This is a genomic window from Thauera butanivorans, from assembly GCF_048398245.1.
GTDB classification, from domain to species: Bacteria; Pseudomonadota; Gammaproteobacteria; order Burkholderiales; family Rhodocyclaceae; genus Thauera; species Thauera butanivorans.
The window spans coordinates 3,318,579-3,337,288 of sequence record NZ_CP183038.1; the positions used below are offsets into that span (position 1 = coordinate 3,318,579).

Sequence of the window (18,710 nt, forward strand, 5' to 3'; positions counted from 1 at the left end):
GACGAATTCAAGGAGACCTCATCATGGCAAACATCGGCTTCATCGGACTCGGCATCATGGGCGCCCCCATGGCGGGCCACCTCATCAACGGCGGCTACACCGTGTACACCTTCACCCACGGCGAGATGCCCAAGGCCTTGGTCGATGCGGGCGCGAAGCAGTGCGCCAGCGGCGCCGAAGTCGCACGCAATGCCGACATCATCATCACGATGGTGCCCGACACGCCGCACGTCGAAGACGCGCTGTTCAATCCCGAAGGCGTCGCCGCCGGCCTGTCCGCAGGCAAGATCGTGGTCGACATGAGCTCGATCTCGCCGGTCGCGACCAAGGAGTTCGCCAAGCGCATCAACGCGCTCGGCTGCGAATACCTCGACGCGCCGGTGTCGGGCGGCGAGGTCGGCGCCAAGGCCGCCAGCCTGACCATCATGGTCGGCGGCAGCGAAACGGCCTTCAACAACGTGAAGCCGATCTTCGAGCTGATGGGCAAGAACATCACCCTGGTCGGCGGCAACGGCGACGGCCAGATCACCAAGGTCGCCAACCAGATCATCGTCGCGCTGAACATCGAAGCCGTCGGCGAAGCCCTGCTGCTGGCCGCCAAGGCCGGCGCCGACCCCGCCAAGGTGCGCCAGGCGCTGATGGGCGGCTTCGCCAACTCGCGCATCCTCGAAGTGCATGGCGAGCGCATGGTCAAGCGCACTTTCGATCCCGGTTTCCGCATCGAACTGCACCAGAAGGACCTGAACCTGGCGCTGACCACCGCCCGCCAGCTCGGCGTGTCGCTGCCCAACACCGCCACGGCGCAGGAGCTGTTCAACGCCTGCGCCGCGCACGGCGGCAAGGCCTGGGACCACTCGGCAATGGTTCGCGCGCTGGAGAAGATGGCCAATTTCGAAATTGGACAATGATGCGGACAATGACGGCCGGCTTGCCGGCCGGCCCGCTTCCCCCCCGACAACAATGAAGTGCCGGCATCGACCGGCACCCGGGCGACGGACCTTCTCCCTCCCCTCGACCGTCCGTCGCCCACCCATCGAAGGAGATCATCACGATGCGCCATCTCGCCATCGAAGTCGGATCATTCCGCTTCGTCGCCCGCATGGAAGAAGCCGCTGCGCCCAAGACCTGCGCCGCCTTCCTCGAACTGCTGCCGTTCTCGAACCAGGTCATCCACTCGCGCTGGAGCGGCGAAGCCGTGTGGGTGCCGCTGGGTGAATTCGACACCGGCGTCGGCTTCGAGAACCACACCAGCCATCCCTCGCGCGGCGACATCCTGCTGTATCCGGGCGGCTTCTCCGAGACGGAGATCCTGTTCACCTATGGCAGCAGCTGCTTCGCCAGCAAGATGGGACAACTCGCCGGCAACCACTTCCTGACCGTCGTCGAAGGCGGCGATCAACTTTACGAAATGGGCCGCACCGTGCTGTGGAAGGGCGCGCAGTGGATCCGTTTCACCGACATCGGAGAGCGCTGATCATGAAGCCCACATACATGCTGAGCCTGGAAGACGCCAGGCGCATCGCCGCCGCAGCGGAAACCGAGGCACGTGACAAGGGCTGGGCGGTCAGCATCGCGATCTGCGATGCCGGCGGCCATGCCCTGTGGCTGCAGCGCATGGACGGCGCGCCGCTGATGAGCGCCGCCGTCGCCCCCGAGAAGGCGCGCACCTGCGTGCTGAGCGGCAAGCCGAGCAAGGTTTACGAAGACATGGTCAACAACGGCCGCTTCGCCGCGCTGGCGATGCCGGTGGTGCCGCTCGAAGGCGGCGAGCCGATCGTCATCGACGGCAACATCATCGGCGCCGTGGGCGTTTCCGGCGTCAAGGCCGGCGAGGATGCGCAGGTCGCCCGCGCGGGCGTCGCTGCGCTCATCACACAGGAGAATCCGGCATGAAACGCGAACGCAGCGCCCGCATCCTCGCCACCCTCGGCCCCGCCAGCTCCAGCCGGGAGCAGATTCGCGCGCTGGCCGAGGCCGGCGCCGACGTCTTCCGCCTCAACTTCAGCCACGGCAGCCATGAGGACCACGCCGAACGGCTGCGGACGATCCGCGAGATCGAACAGGAAATCGGCCGCCCGATCGGCGTGCTGATGGACCTGCAGGGCCCCAAGCTGCGCGTCGGCCGCTTTGCCGAAGGCAAGGTGACGCTCGCCGCCGGGGCGCCCTTCCGCCTCGACCTCGATCCCGCCGCCGGTGACGCCAATCGTGCCAACCTGCCCCATCCGGAAATTTTCGCCGCGCTCGAAGCCGGCACCGAGCTACTGCTCGACGACGGCAAACTGCGCCTGCGCGTCGATGCCTTCGGTGCCGATTTCGCCGAGACCACGGTGCTGGTCGGCGGCGTGCTGTCGGACCGCAAGGGCGTCAACGTGCCCGGCGTGGTGCTGCCGATCTCGCCGCTGACCGCCAAGGACCGCGCCGACCTCGCCTTCGGCCTGTCGCTGGGCGTCGACTGGGTGGCGCTGTCCTTCGTGCAGCGCGCCGAAGACCTGCGCGAAGCGCGCGAGATCATCGGCGACCGCGCCTGGATCATGGCCAAGCTGGAAAAGCCCGCCGCCATCGACCAGCTCGAACCCATCGTCGCGCTGGCCGACGGCATCATGGTGGCGCGCGGCGACCTCGGCGTCGAACTGCCGCCGCAGCAGGTGCCGGTGCTGCAGCGGCGCATCGTGCGCGCCTCGCGCGCCGCCGGCAAGCCGGTGGTGGTCGCCACGCAGATGCTCGAATCGATGATCACGTCGCCGGTGCCGACGCGCGCCGAAGCCTCGGACGTCGCCACCGCGATCTACGACGGCGCCGACGCGGTGATGCTGTCGGCCGAATCGGCCTCCGGCCAGTACCCGGTCGAGGCGGTCGGCATCATGCACCGCATCATCTGTGAAGTGGAACGCGACCCCGCCTGGCGCGCCGGCCTGGAAGCCAGCCACACCGCGGCCGAAGCCAACACGCCGGATGCGATCTGCTGCGCGCTGCGCCGCGTCACCGGCCTGCTCGGCGCCGCCGTCACCGTGGCCTACACCACGTCCGGCTTCAGCGCCCTGCGTGCCAGCCGCGAACGCCCGGTGGCGCCCATCCTCGCGCTGACGCCGCAGCAGACGACCGCGCGCCGGCTGGCGCTGGCCTGGGGCGTACATGCGGTGCCGTTCGAGCAAGTGAACGACGTCACCGAGATGGTCGAGCACGCTGCGAACGCTGCCGTCAGCCACGGCTTCGCCAGCCCGGGCGACGACGTCGTCATCATCGGCGGCATACCCTTCGGCCGCAGCGGCACCACCAACCTGCTGCACGTGGCGCGCATCCCGCGCTGACGAAGCGCTTTCCAGCCCTCGGCACTCTGCCCGCACCGGCAGAGTGCTTTTTTTTGCGGGAGCGCGGCACCCCCGGCTGAAGCCGCTCCCTACGAAAACGTCCTATTCAGCTCATGGACAAGGCGCCGCAGGCCGTGCGCCATTCGCGTGCGAGTTGCGCCATCAATTCCGCCGCCGGCAGCGCCCGCGCCGCGGCTACGCCCTGGCCGGCCCACAGCGAAAGATGGTCCGCCCGCCCCTGCGCCGCAGCCGCCCGGCGCAAGGGACCGGTGAGGGCGTTTTGGACGGGATATGGCGGCACGCTGGCTTCGTCGCCGGCGAGCCGCTCCATCATCGCGTTGACGATGCCGCGCGCCGGGCGGCCGGAATAGATCCGCGTCACGCGCGTATCCATGGCGCCGGCAGCGGCCATCGCGGCACGCTGCGCCGGGACGATGCCCGACTCGGCGCAGGCGAGGAAGGCCGTGCCCAGCTGCGCCGCCTGCGCGCCCAATGCCTGCGCCGCGGCGATGCCGCGCCCGTCCATGATGCCGCCGGCGGCGATCACCGGAATGGACAGCGCATCCACGCACTGCGGCACCAGTGCCATGGTGCCGATCATGCCGGCGGCGAAATCCTCCGCCGATGGCTGCCCGCCCCCTTCCGCCATCCCGCTCCGCGGCAGGAAAGTGCCTCGATGGCCGCCCGCCTCCATGCCGGAAGCGCAGACCGCATCTGCGCCCACCGCCTGCCATGCCAGCGCCTCGGCCGGCGTGGTCGCGGTGCCGATCACGAAGCTGCCGGCCTCGTCCTTCAGGCGCCGCACCTGCGCCGCATCGAGGATGCCGAAAGTGAAGCTCGCCACCGCCGGCCGGGCGGCGATCAGCGCCTCGAACTGCGCGCCGAAGTCCTCGCACCAGCGCGCCGGCGCCTCGGGCGCCAGGCCGAACTCGGCATACAGCGGCGCGAGCCGCGCCATCGCCGCCTGCACGACGGCAGGATCGGGCGAAGGCATGGCCTGCACGAACAGGTTCATGCCGAAGGGCTTGCCGGTGGCCGCGCGCACCGCGGCGGCGGCTTCGGCCATCGCCTCGGGCGAACGCATGCCGCAGCCCAGCATGCCGAGCCCGCCCGCCTGCGAGACTGCGGTGGCCAATCGAGGCGTGTCGGCGCCCGCCATCGGGCCCTGGATGATGGGCAGGTCGATGCCGAGGCGCTGCAGGAGGGGATTCATGGGTCGGGTTCCGGAGCAAATGGATCGGACAGGTCTCGCCGATGCGAGTGTGGCACGCCCGCGGTAATTGATGAATACGGCTTCAGACGCATCCTGCCGAGCTGCGCGTGACCGACCGCCCTGCCTCAAGCACCCGGCTGACGAGAGCCTCGACGGAACACCAAGGGCGAACCGCCATGCGAGCGCTTCACCATCCAGGCTGCCAGGGCCGAATCCATGTAATCGGCATGACCGGGAAACCAATCCATGAGGGCATGAGCCAGCTCGCGAACGATTTCAGTGTTCCCGCCGGCGAGCGCCTGCTGAACTTCACGCACCGACTCCAGCACTTTGGCATGCTCGTCGATATGACAGTCAGCGGCAGGAAAAACGCTGTCCTTCATCCAGCCATCCTCCTCTCCGAAGTGGGCCGTGGCATGATCGGCAAATGCCGCCAGAGCCTGCCCCAGCGTCGCATCGGGCGCCTGAAGCAATGCATCGACCAACTCGACGAATTCACGGTGCGTGGCATCCATCGCCGCATGGCCGAGCAGATACCGATCCTCCCAGCCAAAGCCTGCCTGCTCTTCAAGCATGGTCCATCTCCAAAAAATTCCGAACACGCATGACCCGGTTCTCAGCCTCCCAGCCCGACCGGCGCGGGGGCGATGTTCACGATTCGGGAGAACAGCGCCGCATACTCGCCCGCCGCCCCCTGCCACGGGTTGTCGTTGGCCAGAAAGGCGGCATCGATCTCGGCCCAGTCCTCGGCGCTCAAATGGGCTTTGGCGAGCGGAAAGATCATGCGCTCTTCCATGTTCATGTGTTGCCACTCGTGCGCCGTATACGTCTTGAGTGCCGCCTGGAAGCCCGCCAGGCCGGCAATGCCGTTTTGGCGATAGGTTTCGAGTGCAGTACGCAGGGCGGCGATTCGCTCATCGCCCTGGCGATGCTCTTCTTCCAGATGCTCGATGATCGGCAGCGCCTCTTTGCTGCGCAGGCGCAGCTTGGCAAACAGAAAGGCATCTTCCTTCGGATGATGGACCTTCTCGGGCACTTTTTCGATGTAGTCGATCATGGACGCCATCAGGTTGAAATCGGGCTGCAGCCGCCCGGCCTCGATGCCGGCGACGAGCGTGCCCAGGCCGCTCAGCATCGCCGCCAGCGCGCGGTGCTCATCGTGGATGATGTCGAGTGATTCGTAGCTCATGGTCGGGTTCCTTGCGAATGCAACTCGGGGCTCAGACACCGAGATGCGTCTGGATCAGTTCCGGCTGCGCGCGGATCTCGTCGCTGCTGCCGTCGAACACCACCTGTCCTTTCACCAGGATCATCGCGCGGTCGCAGATGCTGGTGACGGCGCCGTGGTTCTTGTCCACGATCACGGTGGCGATGCCGGTCTTGCGGATTTCCTTGACGATGCGCCAGATCTCCATCGCGATCAGCGGCGCCAGGCCTTCGGTGGCCTCGTCGAGGATCAGCAGATCGGGGTTGGTCATCAGCGCGCGGCCGATGGTGAGCATCTGCTGCTCGCCGCCCGACAGCTGCCAGCCGCCGTTGCCGATGCGCTCGCCCAGGCGCGGGAAAGTCTCCATGACGCGGTCGAAAGTCCATTCGCGGCGGCCGTCGACACCGGCACGGGCCGACATCAGCAGGTTTTCGCGCACGCTCAGGCTCTTGAAGATGCCGCGCCCCTCGGGCACGTAGGCAATGCCTTGCTGGGCGATCTGCCAGGTGCGCGCCCTGCTGCGGTCGTCGCCGCGCACCAGCACGCGGCCGTGGCGCGGGCGCACCAGGCCGAGCATGCTCTTGATCAGCGTCGACTTGCCCATGCCGTTGCGGCCCATCAGGGCAATGCCTTCGCCCTCGCGGATGTTGAAGTCGATGCCGTGCAGGATGTGGCTGGCGCCGTAGTAGGTGTGGATTTCCTTGGCTTCGAGCAGCATGTTAGACATGGAAACTGTCCTCCGTACCCAGATAGGCCTGCTGGACGGCCACGCTGGCCTTGATCTGCGCGGGGGGGCCGCACTCCAGCAACTGGCCGTTGACCATCACCGTGATCATGTCCGCGACCGCGAACACCGCATCCATGTCGTGCTCGACGAGCAGGATGCCGCGCGTGCGGCGCAGGCGCTTGAGCACCTCGACCATGCTCGCCGACTCTTCCGAGCCCATGCCGGCCAGCGGCTCGTCGAGCAGCAGCACCTGCGCGTCGGTGGCGAGCACCATGGCGATCTCGAGCTGGCGCTGTTCGCCGTGGCTCAGCACGCCCGACACCCAATCCACGCGCCTGCCCAGGCCGGCTTCCTCGATGCAGGCGCGCGCCTTCTCCAGCGCCCACTCCGCCTCCATCGCCTTGCTGAAGATGCGCCACGGCTGCTGGCGGCGCGACTGCGCGGCCAGGCGCACGTTCTCGAGCACGGAGAACTGCGGGAAGATGTTGGTGCGCTGGTAGCTGCGGCCGATGCCGACCTGCGAGCGCTGCGCGGCGCTGAGCCGGGTGATGTCCTGGCCCATGAAGTGGATCCTGCCCTCGCTGGGCGGCAGATCGCCCGACAACATGTTGATGCAGGTCGACTTGCCGGCGCCGTTCGGCCCCAGCAGCACATGGATCATGCCGCGCTCCAGCGTCACGCTGATGTCCTGGTTGGCCACCAGGCCGCCGAAACGGCGGGTCAGCCTGTCGGCCTGCAGCAGCACTTCCTGCTTCGTCCTTTCACTCATTTGGCCTCTCCCCCTTGCAGGGCACGCTTGATGCGGCCCGGAACCCCCGCCAGGCCGCCCGGCAGGAACAGCACCACGGCAACGATCACGCCGCCCATCAGAAGCTGCCAGTACTTGGTGATGTCGGCGAATATCTCGCGCATCGCCTCGAAGGCGAAGGCGCCGGCCACCGCACCGGCCAGATTGCCCATGCCACCCAGGATGACCATCAGCAGCACGTTGCCCGACTCGTGCCAGGACAGCAGCTCCGGGGTGACGAAACCGAACAGCACCGTGTACAGGAAGCCCGCCAGCCCGCCGAGCGCACCCGCCAGCGTGAAGGCGCCGAGCTTGTAGCGGAAAGTGAAGTAGCCGAGCGACTGCATGCGGTGCTCGTTGCTCTTGATGCCCACCAGCACGCGGCCGAAAGGCGACTGCAGCAGCCGCGCCAGGAAGAGGTACACCAGCACCATCATCGCCAGGATGAAATAGAACAGGTGCACCTCGTTCGTCAGCTCGAAGGGCTCCCAGCCGAAGATCGCGGCCGACGGCTTGTTGTTGAGGTACATGCCGTCCGAGCCGCCGCCCAACGGCGTGTCGTGGAAGATGAAGTAGGCCATCTGGGCGAAGGCCAGCGTCACCATGATGAAGTAGATGCCCTTGGTGCGCAGCACGAAGAGGCCGATCACGAAGGCCGCCAGCGCCGACAGCGCGACCGCGGCCGGCATCACGACCCACAGGCTGGCGGCGTCGTACTGCGGGCTCAGCAGCGCCACCGCGTAGGCCGCGATGCCGAAGTAGGCCGCGTGGCCGAAGCTGACCAGGCCGGTGAAGCCCACCAGCAGATCCAGGCTCATGGCGAAGATCGCCATCACCAGCACCTTGCCGACGATCTCGATGTAGAAGGATTCGCCCGACAGCGGCACGCAGGCGACGGTCGCGACGGCGATCAGCTTGGGAAGCAGGGAAGCATGTGCGTTCATGGTTTCAGCCTTTCTTCAGGATGCCTTCGGGGCGCCACAGCAGGACCACGGCCATCACCACGTACACCACGATGCCCGACAGCTCGGGGATCAGCACCTTGCCGAAGGTGTCGGCGAAGCCGACGATCAGGGCCGCCACCAGCGCCCCCCACACCGAGCCGATGCCGCCGATGACGACGATCACGAAGGAGATGATCAGCACCTGGCTGCCCATGTTCGGAAACACCGACGAGATCGGCGCCGCCAGCATGCCGGCCAGTGCGGCCAGCGCCACGCCGAGTGCGAACACCACGCGATAGATCATGTCGATGTTGATGCCGAGCGATTCGACCATGCTGCGGTCGTCGTTGCCGGCGCGGATCATCATGCCCAGGCGGGTGCGCTGGATGACGTGATAGAGGGCCACTGCCAGCGCGACGCACACCGCCGAGATCGCCAGCCGATACACCGGGTAGCTCATCACCTCGGTGAGCTGGATCGAGGCGTCGAGAAAGGCCGGGATGGCGACGCCGTGCACGTCGTCGCCCACCAGCAGGCTGCGCAGTTGCTCGAAGATCAGAATGAGGCCGTAGGTCAGCAGTACCTGCTCGAGGTGGTCGCGCTTGTACAGATGCGAGAACAGCGCCCACTCCAGAATGGCACCGAACACCAGGGCCAGCGGAATGCCGAGCACGATCGCCATCACCAGGCTGCCGGTGGCGCTGCTCAGCACGAAGGCCAGATAGGCGCCGACCATGTAGAAACTGCCGTGCGCCAGGTTGATGATTCCCATGATGCCGAACACCAGCGTCAGACCGCTTGCCACCAGGAAGAGGAGCAAACCGTACTGCAGCGAGTTCAGCGTCTGGATCAGGAAGCTTGCGAAATCCATGACTGTCCCCCGCCCGGCAGGCACACGCCCGCCGGGACGACAAAGGCTTAGGAATGAAGGGTGGAAAGCAGGATGCTCAGAGCTTGCAGCCGCGGGCCGGGTCTTCGAGGCCCTTCGAGACGATCTCGACCACGACGTTCTCGCCGCCCTTGACTTCACGCATGTAAATGTCCTGCACCGGGTTGTGCGCCCGGGACAGCGTGAAGGCGCCGCGCGGGCTGTCGATCGTGGCGGACTCCATGCCCTTGATGACTTCTTCCTTCCTGCCCGGATCGCCGCCCGCAGCACGCAGGCCAGCCTCGTACATCTGCGCCGCATCGTAGCCCTGCACCGCATAGACGTCGGGCTGCGCCTTGTAGCGCGCGGCGTACTCCGTGCGGAACGCCGCGTCCCTGGCGTTGCTCAGGCCGTCGGCATAGTGCAGCGTGGTCAGCAGGCCTTCGCCGGCGGCACCCATCGCGTCGAGGTTGCCGTCGGTCAGGAAGCCGGGGCCGTACAGCGGGATGCTGTTCTTGAGGCCCGCCGCAGAGTAGTCGCTGACGAACTTGGCCGCGCCGGCGCCGGCGAAGAACACGAACACCGCATCGGGCTTGAGCGAGGCGATCTCGGTCAGGAAAGGCTGGAACTCGACGTTCGGGAAGGGCAGCGTCATCTCCTTGGCGATCTTGCCGCCACCCTGCTCGAAGGCTTCCTTGAAGCCGGCGACCGACTCCTCGCCGAAGGAATACTTCCAGGTCACCGTCACGATGTTCTTGAACCCCTTCCTCGCCAACGCCTCGCCCATCGCATAGGACGGCTGCCAGGCCGAGAACGACGAACGGAACACCCAGGGCGAACACAGCGGGCCGGTCAGATCGTTGGCACCCGCATTCGGCACGATCATCAGCGTCCTGGTATCGCGCGCCACCTTGGCCATCGCCAGCGCGACCCCCGAATGCACGGTGCCGACCAGCACGTCCACTTTCTCGCGCGAGACCAGCTTCCGCGCGTTTTCGGTCGCTTTCGCCGGGTTGGACTCGTCATCCACCACTGCGTATTCCACTTCGCGGCCGCCGAGCTTGCCGCCGTTTTCTGCCACGTACTGCTTGAAACCGTTGGTGATGGCGTTGCCCAGCGCGGCATAGGTGCCGGTGTAGGGCAGCATCAGGCCGACCTTGATCTTGTCCGCAGCGTGCGCAGCGCCGATGCAGGCGGCGGCGATTGCGAGGCTCAGCGCGGTGCGGCCGGCGATCTTGACTGTCTTTCCCATGATGTCTCCTTCTTTGAATGTGCTTGAATCCGCGGTGTCGTAGCGTGTTGCGTTGATGGACCTGGCGGCGGGGGGCGCGGTGCCACGGCAGCGCCCCCGCCGCCAGCAGCTCACACGAAGCGGGTGCTGACGCTGCCGAGCGACTGGATGCGCAGGCTGACGTCGTCCCCCGCGGCGACCGACACGGCCTCGGTCACGCCGCCGGACAGGATCATCGTGCCGGCAGGGATTTCCTCGCCGCGCGCGCCCAGATGGTTGGCCAGGGCCGCGATCGCCGCCGCCGGATGCCCCAGCACCGCGGCGCCGGCACCGATCGCGACAGGTTCGCCGTTCTTCTCGAGAACCACGCCCAAGGTGCGCAGATCCAGCCCGGCAACCGGTGCAGCCTGGCCGCCGAGCACGAAGCGGCTCGACGAGCAGTTGTCGGCGATCACGCTCTTGAGGTCGAACTTGAAGTCCTTGTAGCGGGAGTCGATGATCTCGATGCCCGGCATGACGAAATCGGTCGCCGCCAGCACGGCGCCGATGTGGCAGCCCGGCCCCTTCAGCGCGCGCTTGGTGACGAACACGATTTCCGGCTCGACCTTGGGGTGGATCAGCCTGGCGGTCTCGATCTCGCCGCCGTCGGGCACGCTGAAATAATCGACCAGCCAGCCGAAGACCGGCGTCTCGACGCCCATCTGCTTCATCTTGCCGCGCGAGGTCAGCCCGGCCTTGAGGCCGACCACGCGCTTGCCGCGCGCCAGCTTGCGGCTCAGGATCGCGGCCTGGATCGCGTAGGCGTCGTCCCAGTCCATGTCCGGATGGGCCTCGGTGATCTTCACCACCTCGTGGGCCTGCAGTTCGGCGTTCTCGAGATGTTCGGCAAGCTGCTCGATGCTTTGTTGACTGAGCGTCATGTATGGACTCCTGTTTGGTTTGTACGGATCAGACGAAACGCACCGAGCAGCCGCCGATGCCGCCGATGCTCATGCGCAGGCTGTCGCCCCTGGCGACCGGAACCATCGCGCCCATCGCGCCCGACAGCACGATGTCCCCGGCCTTGAGCGCGATGCCCAGCCCGCCGAGCGTGTTGGCCAGCCACACCATGGCATTGACCGGATGCGCCATGCTCGCGGCGCCGGCGCCGGTGACGACGATCTCGCCGTTCTTCTCCAGCACCATGCCGGCCAGCGCGAGGTCGATGCCGGCGGCATCGACCAGGCGGTCGCCGAGCACGAACACGCCGCACGAGGCGTTGTCGGCAACCGTGTCCTGGATGCGGATCTGCCAGTCCCGGATGCGCGAATCGACGATCTCGAAGCAGGCCATCACGCCTTCGGTGGCGGCCAGCACGTCGGCGGCGGTGACGCCCGGCCCCTGCAAGTCGTGCTTGAGCACGAAGGCGATCTCGCCTTCGGCCTTGGGCTGGATCAGCGAATCCATGGCGATGGACTCGCCTTCGTTGTAAACCATGCTGTCGAGCAGGTAGCCGAAGTCCGGCTGATGCACACCCAGCATGTTCATCACCGCCTTGCTGGTGACGCCGATCTTCTTGCCGACGACGCGCGCGCCCTTTTCCAGCCGGCGCGCGAGCATGCGCTGCTGGACGTGGTAGGCGTCCTCGATCGTCATGTCCGGATGCGCCGCGCTCGGCGGCGCGATCGGCGTGCGCGAGACGAGCGCCTCGTACAGTGAATCGCCCAGCGACTCGATGGTGTTCTGGTCCATGGTGTCCTTCCTCACAGCTTGATGCAGACGTTCTTGAGATCGGTGTAGAACTCGAGCGAGTGCAGCCCGCCCTCACGGCCGATGCCCGACTGCTTGGAACCGCCGAACGGGGTGCGCAGATCGCGCAGGAACCAGCTGTTAACCCAGGAGATGCCGACTTCCATCTTCTGCGCGACGCGGTTGGCACGCGCTACGTCGCGGGTCCAGATCGCGGTGGCCAGGCCGTACTTGTTGTCGTTGGCCTTCTCCAGCACTTCCGCTTCGGTGTCGAAAGGCGCGATGTGGCAGCAGGGCCCGAAGATCTCTTCCTTGATCACGCGCGCGGTCTCGGGCAGGCCGGTCCAGATCGTCGGCTGCACCCAGCAGCCGTCCTTCAGCTCGCCGGCCATCTCGGGCACGCCGCCGCCGGTCACCACCGTGGCGCCCTCTTCCACCGCCAGGCGGCAGTAGGACAGCACCTTCTCCTGGTGCTCCTTGCTGATCAGCGGCCCCATGTCGGTCGCCGCATCGTCCGGCACACCGATCTTCATCGCCTCGGCACCCGCCTTCATCGCGGCGACGAAGCTGTCGAAGATCGGGCGCTCGACATACACCCGTTCGGTGCCCAGGCAGACCTGGCCGCAGTTGGCGAAGGCCGAGCGCAGCGTGCCTTCGATCGCGGCATCGAAATCGCAGTCGGCAAACACGATCGCCGCGTTCTTGCCGCCCATTTCCAGCGAAACCGGGCGCGAGCCGATGGCGGCGGCACGGTTGATGATCTCGCCGGTGCGGGTCTCGCCGGTAAAGGTGATGGCATCGACGTCGGGGTGCGAAGTGACGAATTCGCCCGCCGAGTTCGGGCCGAAGCCGTGGACGACGTTGTACACCCCCTTGGGGATGCCGACCTTGTTCATCACTTCGCCCAGCAGCGCCGCGGTGCGCGGCGTCTCTTCCGAGGGTTTGACCACTACGGTGTTGCCGCAGGCCAGCGCCGGGCCGACTTTCCAGGTCATCAGCAGCAGCGGCAGGTTCCACGGGCAGATCACACCGATCACGCCGACCGGACGGCGATAGCCGTAGTTGATGCACGAACTGCCGTCGGGCGTGGCCATCTCGAAGAATTCGGTGGAGGCGTTCTTGATCATGTCGGCGAAGACCCTGAAGTTCGCCGCGCCGCGCGGAATGTCGATATGCGATGCGAGGCTCCGCGGCTTGCCGGTGTCGGCGCATTCGGCCTCGAGGAACTCGTCGAAGCGGGCATTGATTTCGGCGACCAGGGCTTCGAGCAGCTCGACGCGGCGCGCCAGCGGCATCGTTCCCCAGGGGCCTTTCAGCGCGGCGCGCGCGGCGGCCACCGCGGCATCGACCTCGGCCTTGCCGGCTTCGGCGACCTGGCCGATGACGGCATTGGAGATCGGCGTCCGGTTGTCGAACCATTTGTCGGTGGCGACGTACTCGCCGCCGATGAAGTTGAGGATCTTGTCTGCAAGCATGTTCGTTCTCCGCCGCCCAACGCAGCGGCTCTCGGTTGTGCGGCTGTCGCACGCGGATGCATTCCGGCGTGCGGCGGCCGCTGGGGATCGGGGGTCGGTGCTTCGCCAGGCGCGCCATCTGCCGCCGGGTCGCAGCCCGGATCAGGTCAGCACGCTCAGGAAGCGGTCGTTGAGCTTGCGGTCGTGGTAGAAAATGCCGGTGCCGACCTCGTCGAAGGTCCAGGTCAGCGGTTGATGGTCGGGGTAGGTTTCGTAGCCGCCGCAGAAGGTCTCGAAGCGGTTGCCCGACGGGTCGAAGGCGTAGATCGTGGTGCCGCGGGTGATGCCGTGGCGGGTCGGGCCGATGTCGACCGACACCTTGTTCATCGACATGATGTCGGCTGCGCGCAGCACCTGCTCCCAGCTCCCCAGCAGGAAGGACAGGTGGTGCAGCTTGCCCGGTTCGGGGTGGCAGATGAAAGCCAGGTCGTGGGCCTTGTGCGAGCAGGAAATGAAGGTTCCCAGCAGCGCCTTGCCGTCTTCCATCAGCACACGCTCGACCAGGTGGAAGCCCAGCACTTCGATAAAGAGCTTCAGGTTCTCTTCGATGTTCGGACCGTACAGCAGGCAGTGGTCGAAGCGATGCGGGGCGATGCCGTGCTCGGCTGCAGGGATCCAGGGGTTGGGGTTGGTGTAGGGCTGGCCATTGCCGACGTCGGCCTTGTCGGCGTACAGCTCCATGACGTGGCCGGTGGGAGTGGTGAAACGCACGCGCTCGCCGGTTTCCAGCAGTTCGCCCGCAGGGATGCGCTCGGTGGCGACGCCGTAGGCCTGCAGGTCCTTGTCGAGCTGCTCGAGCGTGGCCCTGTCCTTGACCTTGAAGCCCATCAGGTCCATGCCGGCACGGTCGGCCTGGCGCAGGATCACGCTGTTGTGGTCACGCTCGTCCCAGGCCTTGAAATAGACCCGGCCCTGGGCATCGCGGCCGGTCTCGACCAGACCGAGCATGTTCTTGTAGAACTCGACGCTTTCGTCGATATCCAGCACGCGCAGCTGGATGTGGCCGGGGCGCATCACTCCGGTGGTTGCCATCTTTCATCTCCTCTTCGGGTCGTTGGCGGGGACTCGCGCCTTGTGGGCGGCACGCTGTCCCCGGGTTGCGTCGTTGGCGTGACGATGTCCGCCCCTGTTGCTGAAGCTTGTTTCACCCGCGCCCGGACCTCAGGCGCAGACCTTCTTCTTCATCTGTCCCAGCACCGCCAGGCGGATGTCCGACAGCGGTTTCACCCGGCAGGCCAGCACGATGCCGGCGCCCTCCTCCTCCGCGCTGACGTGCTCCCTGCTCATCGCCCGCGCGCTGAAGGCGCCGGACTCGATCCGTACCTTGCACACCCCGCAGCCGCCGCCGCGGCAACCCACAGGGATGCCGCGCTTGCCCAGCCGCTCCATGCCGGCCAGCAGGGTTTCGTGCTCGCCGCAGCGGAACGCTTCGCCGGTATCGGCGACCGTCACTGCGAAGTAGGTTCTTGCTGTGGCTGTCGCCTCGGCCTCCCGCCGGGACGCCCCATGGGCGGCCTGTTCCCCCTCTGGAGACGGCGAAGCCGTTGAGCGCGGAGGCCGCTTCACTTCAGGCCACCCGCCGTTCCTGCTGCGGTTCGAGGAAAGCCTTCATCCGCTCGGCCTGCAGCTCGCGGGCGAGCGCGACGCTCTTTTCCTTGACGTGGCCATAGCCACGGATTTCGTCCGGCACGCTGGCCAGGGCCACTGCGGCATCGTGGTTGGCCGGCGTGAGCCGGGCGAGGATCTGCTCCAGCAGCGCGATGTAGTCCTCGATCAACTGGCGTTCCATGCGGCGCTCGGCGGTCTTGCCGAACACGTCCAGCGCGGAGCCGCGCAAGCGCTTCAGGCCTGCCAGGCGCTTGAAAACCTTGAACATCCACGCCCCGTACTGCTTCTTCCGCAGATGGCCGGTGGCGGGGTCCGTCTTGGCCAGCAGCGGCGGCGCCAGGTTGTATTTCACCGAATAGCCGTGCGGGAACTGCGCATCCAGCTCGGCCAGGAAGGCCGGGTCGGTATGAAGGCGGGCGACTTCGTATTCGTCCTTGTAGGCCATCAGCTTGTACAGGTGGCGGGCGGCGGCCTCGGACAGGGCGCTGCCGGAGACGGCGCGCTGCTCGGCGGCGACGACGCGTTGGAGGACTTCGGCATAGCGCCTGGCGTAGGCTTCGTCCTGGAACGCGATCAGCTCGGGCACGCGGACTTCGGCCAGACGCTTCACCTCGCCTTCGGCGCCGATCGAATCGACGATGGCACGCGCCGCCGGCGACAGCTGCGGCTTCCTGTGCAGTGCGATCACCGAAGCGCCGCCGCTCAGCCGCGTCGCTTCGGCTTCGACGAAGGCGCGATCGACCACCGCCAGGCGGCCCCAGCGGAAGGCGGCCAGGCTCATGTCGACCGCCACGCCCGACTGGCGGATGGCCTCTTCGATCGATTCCGCCTGCAGCGGGATGGCGCCCGCCTGGAAAGCGACACCGACCATGAAATTGTTGGTCGCCATGGCGTCGCCGAACAGCCCCTCGGCCAGCGCCTGGCCGTCGAGGAAAACGCTGTCCGCCTTGCGCGTGACGCGCTCGATGCCCGCGCTCAGGCCGCCGACGGCCGGAAACGGCGTCTTGCGGTTGGTCACCATCTGTCCGGTCGGCGTCTCCGTGGTCGATACCACCGCGATCGTGCGGCCGGGGCTGCACTTGTCCAGGTTCTTGGGGTCGGTGGCATTGAGGATGTCGAAACCCAGGTAAAGGTCGGCGCGGCCGTCCGAGATCTTGTTCGAGCCCTTGAACGGCGCATGGGTGATCTTGATGTCGGAGATCACCGCACCGCCCTTCTGCGCCAGGCCGGTCTGGTCGAGGCCGATCACGTGCTTGCCCTCGAGCCGCGCGGCCTTGGCCAGCGTCGCCACCACCGTGACCGAACCCGTGCCGCCGATGCCCATGACGTGGATGCCGACGCCGATCGTGTCATCCACTTTCTTCGGCGGCACCGGCAGTTCGCGCTCGAACACCGGGATGCGCCCTTTCCGGCGCTTCGGCGCATTCTCGACAGCCGGTACGGGATTCGGCGTGATGGTCTGGAAAGACGGACAGAAGCCTTTCACACAGCTGTAGTCCTTGTTGCACGAGGACTGATGGATGCGGGTCTTGCGCCCGAACTCGGTGTGCACCGGCTCGACGCTCATGCAGTTCGAGACCTCGCCGCAGTCGCCGCAGCCTTCGCACACACGCTCGTTGATGACGACGACTTCGGCCGGCTCCTCGGCCCTGCCCCGGCTGCGCGCCCGGCGCAGCTCCGCCGCGCACTCCTGGTCGTGCAGCAGCACGGTGGTGCCCGGCGTCGCTGCCAGCACGCGCTGCGCCTCGTCGAGGCGGTCGCGGTGCCAGACCTCGGTGCCGCCGGGCAGGCTCACCGCATTGAAGCGCGACGGATCGTCGGTGGTGACGATGATCTTCCTGACCCCGTTGGCCAGCAGGTCGGACACCATGCTGGCCAACGGCACCTCGCCCTGGATGGCCTGGCCGCCGGTCATCGAAGTGTGGGCGTTGCGCAGCAGCTTGAAAGTGATGTTGACCCCGGTCGAGGCCGCATAGCGGATCGCCAGGCTGCCCGAGTGCGCATAGGTGCCGTCGCCCATGTTCTGGAAGATGTGCCGGGCCTCGGTGAAAGGCGCCATGCCGATCCACTGCGTGCCCTCTGCGCCCATGTGGGTGCCCATGACCACGTTGCGCCCCATCCACATCGCCATCGTGTGGCAGCCGATGCCGGCCGACACGATGCTGCCGTCGACCGCCTTCGTCGAGCTGTTGTGCGGACAGCCCGAGCAGTACCAGGCGGTGCGCACCGCGGTCGGCAGCTTGCTGCGCGAGTGGATTTCGTCCAGGCGCGCGAGCCAGTTCTCCGCCGACTCGATGCGCGTCTTGCGCGACAGGCGCTTCAACAGCGCACGCACCAGGGTGTCGGACTCGAACTCGCCGTAGTGCGGCAGCAGCTCCTTGTCTTCCTCGTCGAACTTGCCGACGATGCGCGGCGCGTTGGCCGTGCCGTACAGCACCTGCTTGGCGAACATCTCGAGGAAGGGACGCTTTTCCTCGATGACGAAGATCTCTTCCAGCCCCTGCGCGAACTCGCGCACGATGCTCGGCTCCATCGGGAACAGCATGCCCATCTTCAGCACGCGGATGCCGTGGCGGCGCAGCGCCGCATCGTCCAGCCCCATCTCCAGGAAAGCCTGGTTGAGGTCGCTGTAGGTCTTGCCCGCGGTGATGATGCCGATCCAGGCATCGGGGTTGGGGAAGACGATGTCGTTCAGCCGGTTGGCGCGGGCATAGCGCCTGGCGACCTCGAGACGGCGGGTGTACAGCGACTGCTCCATTTCCAGCGCCTCGGCGCGCACGTTCATGCCCAGGTTCATGCTGGGCGTGAACAGCTTGCCGTCGAATTCGAGATCGGGCGTGACGAACTGCAGCCGCTCGGGCGAGATACAGGCGGTTCCGGTGCTGTCGGCGACATTGGTGACGATCTTCATCCCCACCCACAGGCCGGCCAAGCGCGACATCTGGTAGCCATGCAGGCCGTAATCGAGAATCTCCTGCACGTTGCCCGGGTACAGCGACGGGATGCCGACGTGATAGAGCATCGGCTCGGACTGCGAGCACAGCGACGAGCTCTTGCAGCTCGGATCGTCGCCGGCAATCGCCAGCACGCCGCCATTCCTGCCGATGCCGGTGTAGTTGGCGTGCTTGAGCGCATCACCCGAGCGGTCCACGCCCGGCGCCTTGCCGTACCACATGCCGGTGACGCCGTCGAACTTCTGCTTGCCGACGGTATGCAGCATCTGCGTGCCCCACACCGCGGTGGCGGCCAGGTCCTCGTTGATGCCGTCGACGAAATGGATGTGATGTTCGAGCAGCAGCTTCTGCTGGCGGATCAGTGCCGCATCGAGCATGCCCACCGGCGAACCGCGGTAGCCGGACACGAACATGCCGGTCTTCAGCCCGCGGCGCGCATCGGTGCGCACCTGGTCGAGCGTCAGGCGGACGATGGCGTCGATGCCGCCGAGATGGATGTCGCCTTCTTCCTGCGTGAATGCGTTGAGCGTCTTCGTGCCCGATGACATGTCCGCCGTTTCCTTTTCTTGTCTGCCCGGCCCCCGCGGGGGCAGCGGCTGGTCTCCGTTGGGTCCCGGCGCC

The 18,710-nt window shown here is 66.8% G+C and carries 18 protein-coding genes; 4 read left to right on the top strand and 14 right to left on the bottom strand.

What is annotated here, in order from left to right:
• The first annotated feature begins 23 nt into the window (after nucleotides 1-23).
• The 4 genes from ACNQFN_RS16070 (at nucleotide 24) to pyk (ending at nucleotide 3,308) form a co-directional block, all read left to right on the top strand.
• Nucleotides 24-908, top strand: a complete 885-nt coding sequence (locus ACNQFN_RS16070) for a 2-hydroxy-3-oxopropionate reductase (protein ID WP_418646986.1) — start codon at nucleotides 24-26, stop codon at nucleotides 906-908.
• Nucleotides 909-1,051: 143 nt separating this feature from the next.
• Nucleotides 1,052-1,474 (top strand): DUF3830 family protein, encoded by a 423-nt coding sequence (locus tag ACNQFN_RS16075; protein ID WP_068639140.1) that lies wholly within the window; start codon nucleotides 1,052-1,054, stop codon nucleotides 1,472-1,474.
• A gap of 2 nt (nucleotides 1,475-1,476) precedes the next feature.
• The gene (locus ACNQFN_RS16080; RefSeq protein ID WP_418646987.1) at nucleotides 1,477-1,893 is read left to right on the top strand and encodes a GlcG/HbpS family heme-binding protein; all 417 of its coding nucleotides are present in this window, start codon (nucleotides 1,477-1,479) and stop codon (nucleotides 1,891-1,893) included.
• A complete protein-coding gene (pyk, locus tag ACNQFN_RS16085) occupies nucleotides 1,890-3,308 on the top strand; it encodes a pyruvate kinase (RefSeq protein WP_418646988.1) in 1,419 nt (472 codons plus the stop codon). The genes ACNQFN_RS16080 and pyk overlap by 4 nt, the downstream gene beginning before the upstream one ends.
• 106 nt (nucleotides 3,309-3,414) lie before the next feature.
• Here pyk and ACNQFN_RS16090 read toward each other — a convergent pair whose 3' ends face one another.
• The 14 genes from ACNQFN_RS16090 to ACNQFN_RS16155 form a co-directional block, all read right to left on the bottom strand.
• Nucleotides 3,415-4,521, bottom strand: coding sequence for an NAD(P)H-dependent flavin oxidoreductase (locus ACNQFN_RS16090; protein ID WP_418646989.1), 1,107 nt, complete (start codon nucleotides 4,519-4,521; stop codon nucleotides 3,415-3,417).
• 125 nt (nucleotides 4,522-4,646) lie between these two features.
• A complete protein-coding gene (locus tag ACNQFN_RS16095; RefSeq protein WP_418646990.1) occupies nucleotides 4,647-5,096 on the bottom strand; it encodes a bacteriohemerythrin in 450 nt (149 codons plus the stop codon).
• Nucleotides 5,097-5,137: 41 nt separating this feature from the next.
• Nucleotides 5,138-5,710: a hemerythrin domain-containing protein gene (locus ACNQFN_RS16100; protein WP_068639136.1), complete on the bottom strand. Its 573-nt coding sequence runs from the start codon at nucleotides 5,708-5,710 to the stop codon at nucleotides 5,138-5,140.
• Between the two features lie 31 nt (nucleotides 5,711-5,741).
• Nucleotides 5,742-6,455, bottom strand: coding sequence for an ABC transporter ATP-binding protein (locus ACNQFN_RS16105; RefSeq protein WP_418646991.1), 714 nt, complete (start codon nucleotides 6,453-6,455; stop codon nucleotides 5,742-5,744).
• Nucleotides 6,448-7,224, bottom strand: a complete 777-nt coding sequence (locus ACNQFN_RS16110) for an ABC transporter ATP-binding protein (RefSeq protein WP_418646992.1) — start codon at nucleotides 7,222-7,224, stop codon at nucleotides 6,448-6,450. Before ACNQFN_RS16110 ends, ACNQFN_RS16105 begins: the two co-directional genes overlap by 8 nt.
• Nucleotides 7,221-8,186 carry a branched-chain amino acid ABC transporter permease gene (locus ACNQFN_RS16115; protein WP_418646993.1) on the bottom strand — a complete coding sequence of 322 codons (966 nt, stop codon included), beginning with the start codon at nucleotides 8,184-8,186 and terminating at the stop codon, nucleotides 7,221-7,223. Before ACNQFN_RS16115 ends, ACNQFN_RS16110 begins: the two co-directional genes overlap by 4 nt.
• Nucleotides 8,187-8,190: 4 nt before the next feature.
• On the bottom strand, nucleotides 8,191-9,057 hold the full coding sequence (locus ACNQFN_RS16120) for a branched-chain amino acid ABC transporter permease (RefSeq protein WP_418646994.1): 867 nt from the start codon (nucleotides 9,055-9,057) through the stop codon (nucleotides 8,191-8,193).
• Between the two features lie 76 nt (nucleotides 9,058-9,133).
• On the bottom strand, nucleotides 9,134-10,306 hold the full coding sequence (locus ACNQFN_RS16125) for an ABC transporter substrate-binding protein (protein WP_418646995.1): 1,173 nt from the start codon (nucleotides 10,304-10,306) through the stop codon (nucleotides 9,134-9,136).
• Nucleotides 10,307-10,416: 110 nt separating this feature from the next.
• Nucleotides 10,417-11,205: a 2-oxo-3-hexenedioate decarboxylase gene (dmpH, locus tag ACNQFN_RS16130; RefSeq protein WP_418646996.1), complete on the bottom strand. Its 789-nt coding sequence runs from the start codon at nucleotides 11,203-11,205 to the stop codon at nucleotides 10,417-10,419.
• A gap of 28 nt (nucleotides 11,206-11,233) precedes the next feature.
• Complete coding sequence (dmpE, locus tag ACNQFN_RS16135) at nucleotides 11,234-12,016, bottom strand: 2-oxopent-4-enoate hydratase (protein WP_418646997.1); 783 nt, start codon at nucleotides 12,014-12,016, stop codon at nucleotides 11,234-11,236.
• Between the two features lie 11 nt (nucleotides 12,017-12,027).
• Nucleotides 12,028-13,488 (bottom strand): 2-hydroxymuconic semialdehyde dehydrogenase, encoded by a 1,461-nt coding sequence (locus tag ACNQFN_RS16140; protein ID WP_068639128.1) that lies wholly within the window; start codon nucleotides 13,486-13,488, stop codon nucleotides 12,028-12,030.
• 141 nt (nucleotides 13,489-13,629) lie between these two features.
• On the bottom strand, nucleotides 13,630-14,559 hold the full coding sequence (locus ACNQFN_RS16145) for a catechol 2,3-dioxygenase (RefSeq protein WP_418646998.1): 930 nt from the start codon (nucleotides 14,557-14,559) through the stop codon (nucleotides 13,630-13,632).
• A gap of 129 nt (nucleotides 14,560-14,688) precedes the next feature.
• Complete coding sequence (locus ACNQFN_RS16150; protein WP_418646999.1) at nucleotides 14,689-14,979, bottom strand: 2Fe-2S iron-sulfur cluster-binding protein; 291 nt, start codon at nucleotides 14,977-14,979, stop codon at nucleotides 14,689-14,691.
• Between the two features lie 115 nt (nucleotides 14,980-15,094).
• Entirely contained in the window at nucleotides 15,095-18,637 is a 3,543-nt protein-coding gene (locus ACNQFN_RS16155) for an indolepyruvate ferredoxin oxidoreductase family protein (RefSeq protein ID WP_418647000.1), read from the bottom strand.
• Between the last annotated feature and the right edge of the window lie 73 nt (nucleotides 18,638-18,710).

What these genes read in the sequence shown, in the direction of transcription:
- dmpE (WP_418646997.1), bottom strand. Translation starts at nt 12,016, where the DNA reads ATGGACCAGAACACCATCGAGTCGCTGGGCGATTCACTGTACGAGGCG.
- ACNQFN_RS16110 (WP_418646992.1), bottom strand. Translation starts at nt 7,224, where the DNA reads ATGAGTGAAAGGACGAAGCAGGAAGTGCTGCTGCAGGCCGACAGGCTG.
- ACNQFN_RS16100 (WP_068639136.1), bottom strand. Translation starts at nt 5,710, where the DNA reads ATGAGCTACGAATCACTCGACATCATCCACGATGAGCACCGCGCGCTG.
- ACNQFN_RS16125 (WP_418646995.1), bottom strand. Translation starts at nt 10,306, where the DNA reads ATGGGAAAGACAGTCAAGATCGCCGGCCGCACCGCGCTGAGCCTCGCA.
- ACNQFN_RS16095 (WP_418646990.1), bottom strand. Translation starts at nt 5,096, where the DNA reads ATGCTTGAAGAGCAGGCAGGCTTTGGCTGGGAGGATCGGTATCTGCTC.
- ACNQFN_RS16105 (WP_418646991.1), bottom strand. Translation starts at nt 6,455, where the DNA reads ATGTCTAACATGCTGCTCGAAGCCAAGGAAATCCACACCTACTACGGC.
- ACNQFN_RS16120 (WP_418646994.1), bottom strand. Translation starts at nt 9,057, where the DNA reads ATGGATTTCGCAAGCTTCCTGATCCAGACGCTGAACTCGCTGCAGTAC.
- ACNQFN_RS16115 (WP_418646993.1), bottom strand. Translation starts at nt 8,186, where the DNA reads ATGAACGCACATGCTTCCCTGCTTCCCAAGCTGATCGCCGTCGCGACC.
- ACNQFN_RS16070 (WP_418646986.1), top strand. Translation starts at nt 24, where the DNA reads ATGGCAAACATCGGCTTCATCGGACTCGGCATCATGGGCGCCCCCATG.
- ACNQFN_RS16140 (WP_068639128.1), bottom strand. Translation starts at nt 13,488, where the DNA reads ATGCTTGCAGACAAGATCCTCAACTTCATCGGCGGCGAGTACGTCGCC.
- dmpH (WP_418646996.1), bottom strand. Translation starts at nt 11,205, where the DNA reads ATGACGCTCAGTCAACAAAGCATCGAGCAGCTTGCCGAACATCTCGAG.
- ACNQFN_RS16145 (WP_418646998.1), bottom strand. Translation starts at nt 14,559, where the DNA reads ATGGCAACCACCGGAGTGATGCGCCCCGGCCACATCCAGCTGCGCGTG.
- pyk (WP_418646988.1), top strand. Translation starts at nt 1,890, where the DNA reads ATGAAACGCGAACGCAGCGCCCGCATCCTCGCCACCCTCGGCCCCGCC.
- ACNQFN_RS16080 (WP_418646987.1), top strand. Translation starts at nt 1,477, where the DNA reads ATGAAGCCCACATACATGCTGAGCCTGGAAGACGCCAGGCGCATCGCC.
- ACNQFN_RS16075 (WP_068639140.1), top strand. Translation starts at nt 1,052, where the DNA reads ATGCGCCATCTCGCCATCGAAGTCGGATCATTCCGCTTCGTCGCCCGC.
- ACNQFN_RS16090 (WP_418646989.1), bottom strand. Translation starts at nt 4,521, where the DNA reads ATGAATCCCCTCCTGCAGCGCCTCGGCATCGACCTGCCCATCATCCAG.
- ACNQFN_RS16155 (WP_418647000.1), bottom strand. Translation starts at nt 18,637, where the DNA reads ATGTCATCGGGCACGAAGACGCTCAACGCATTCACGCAGGAAGAAGGC.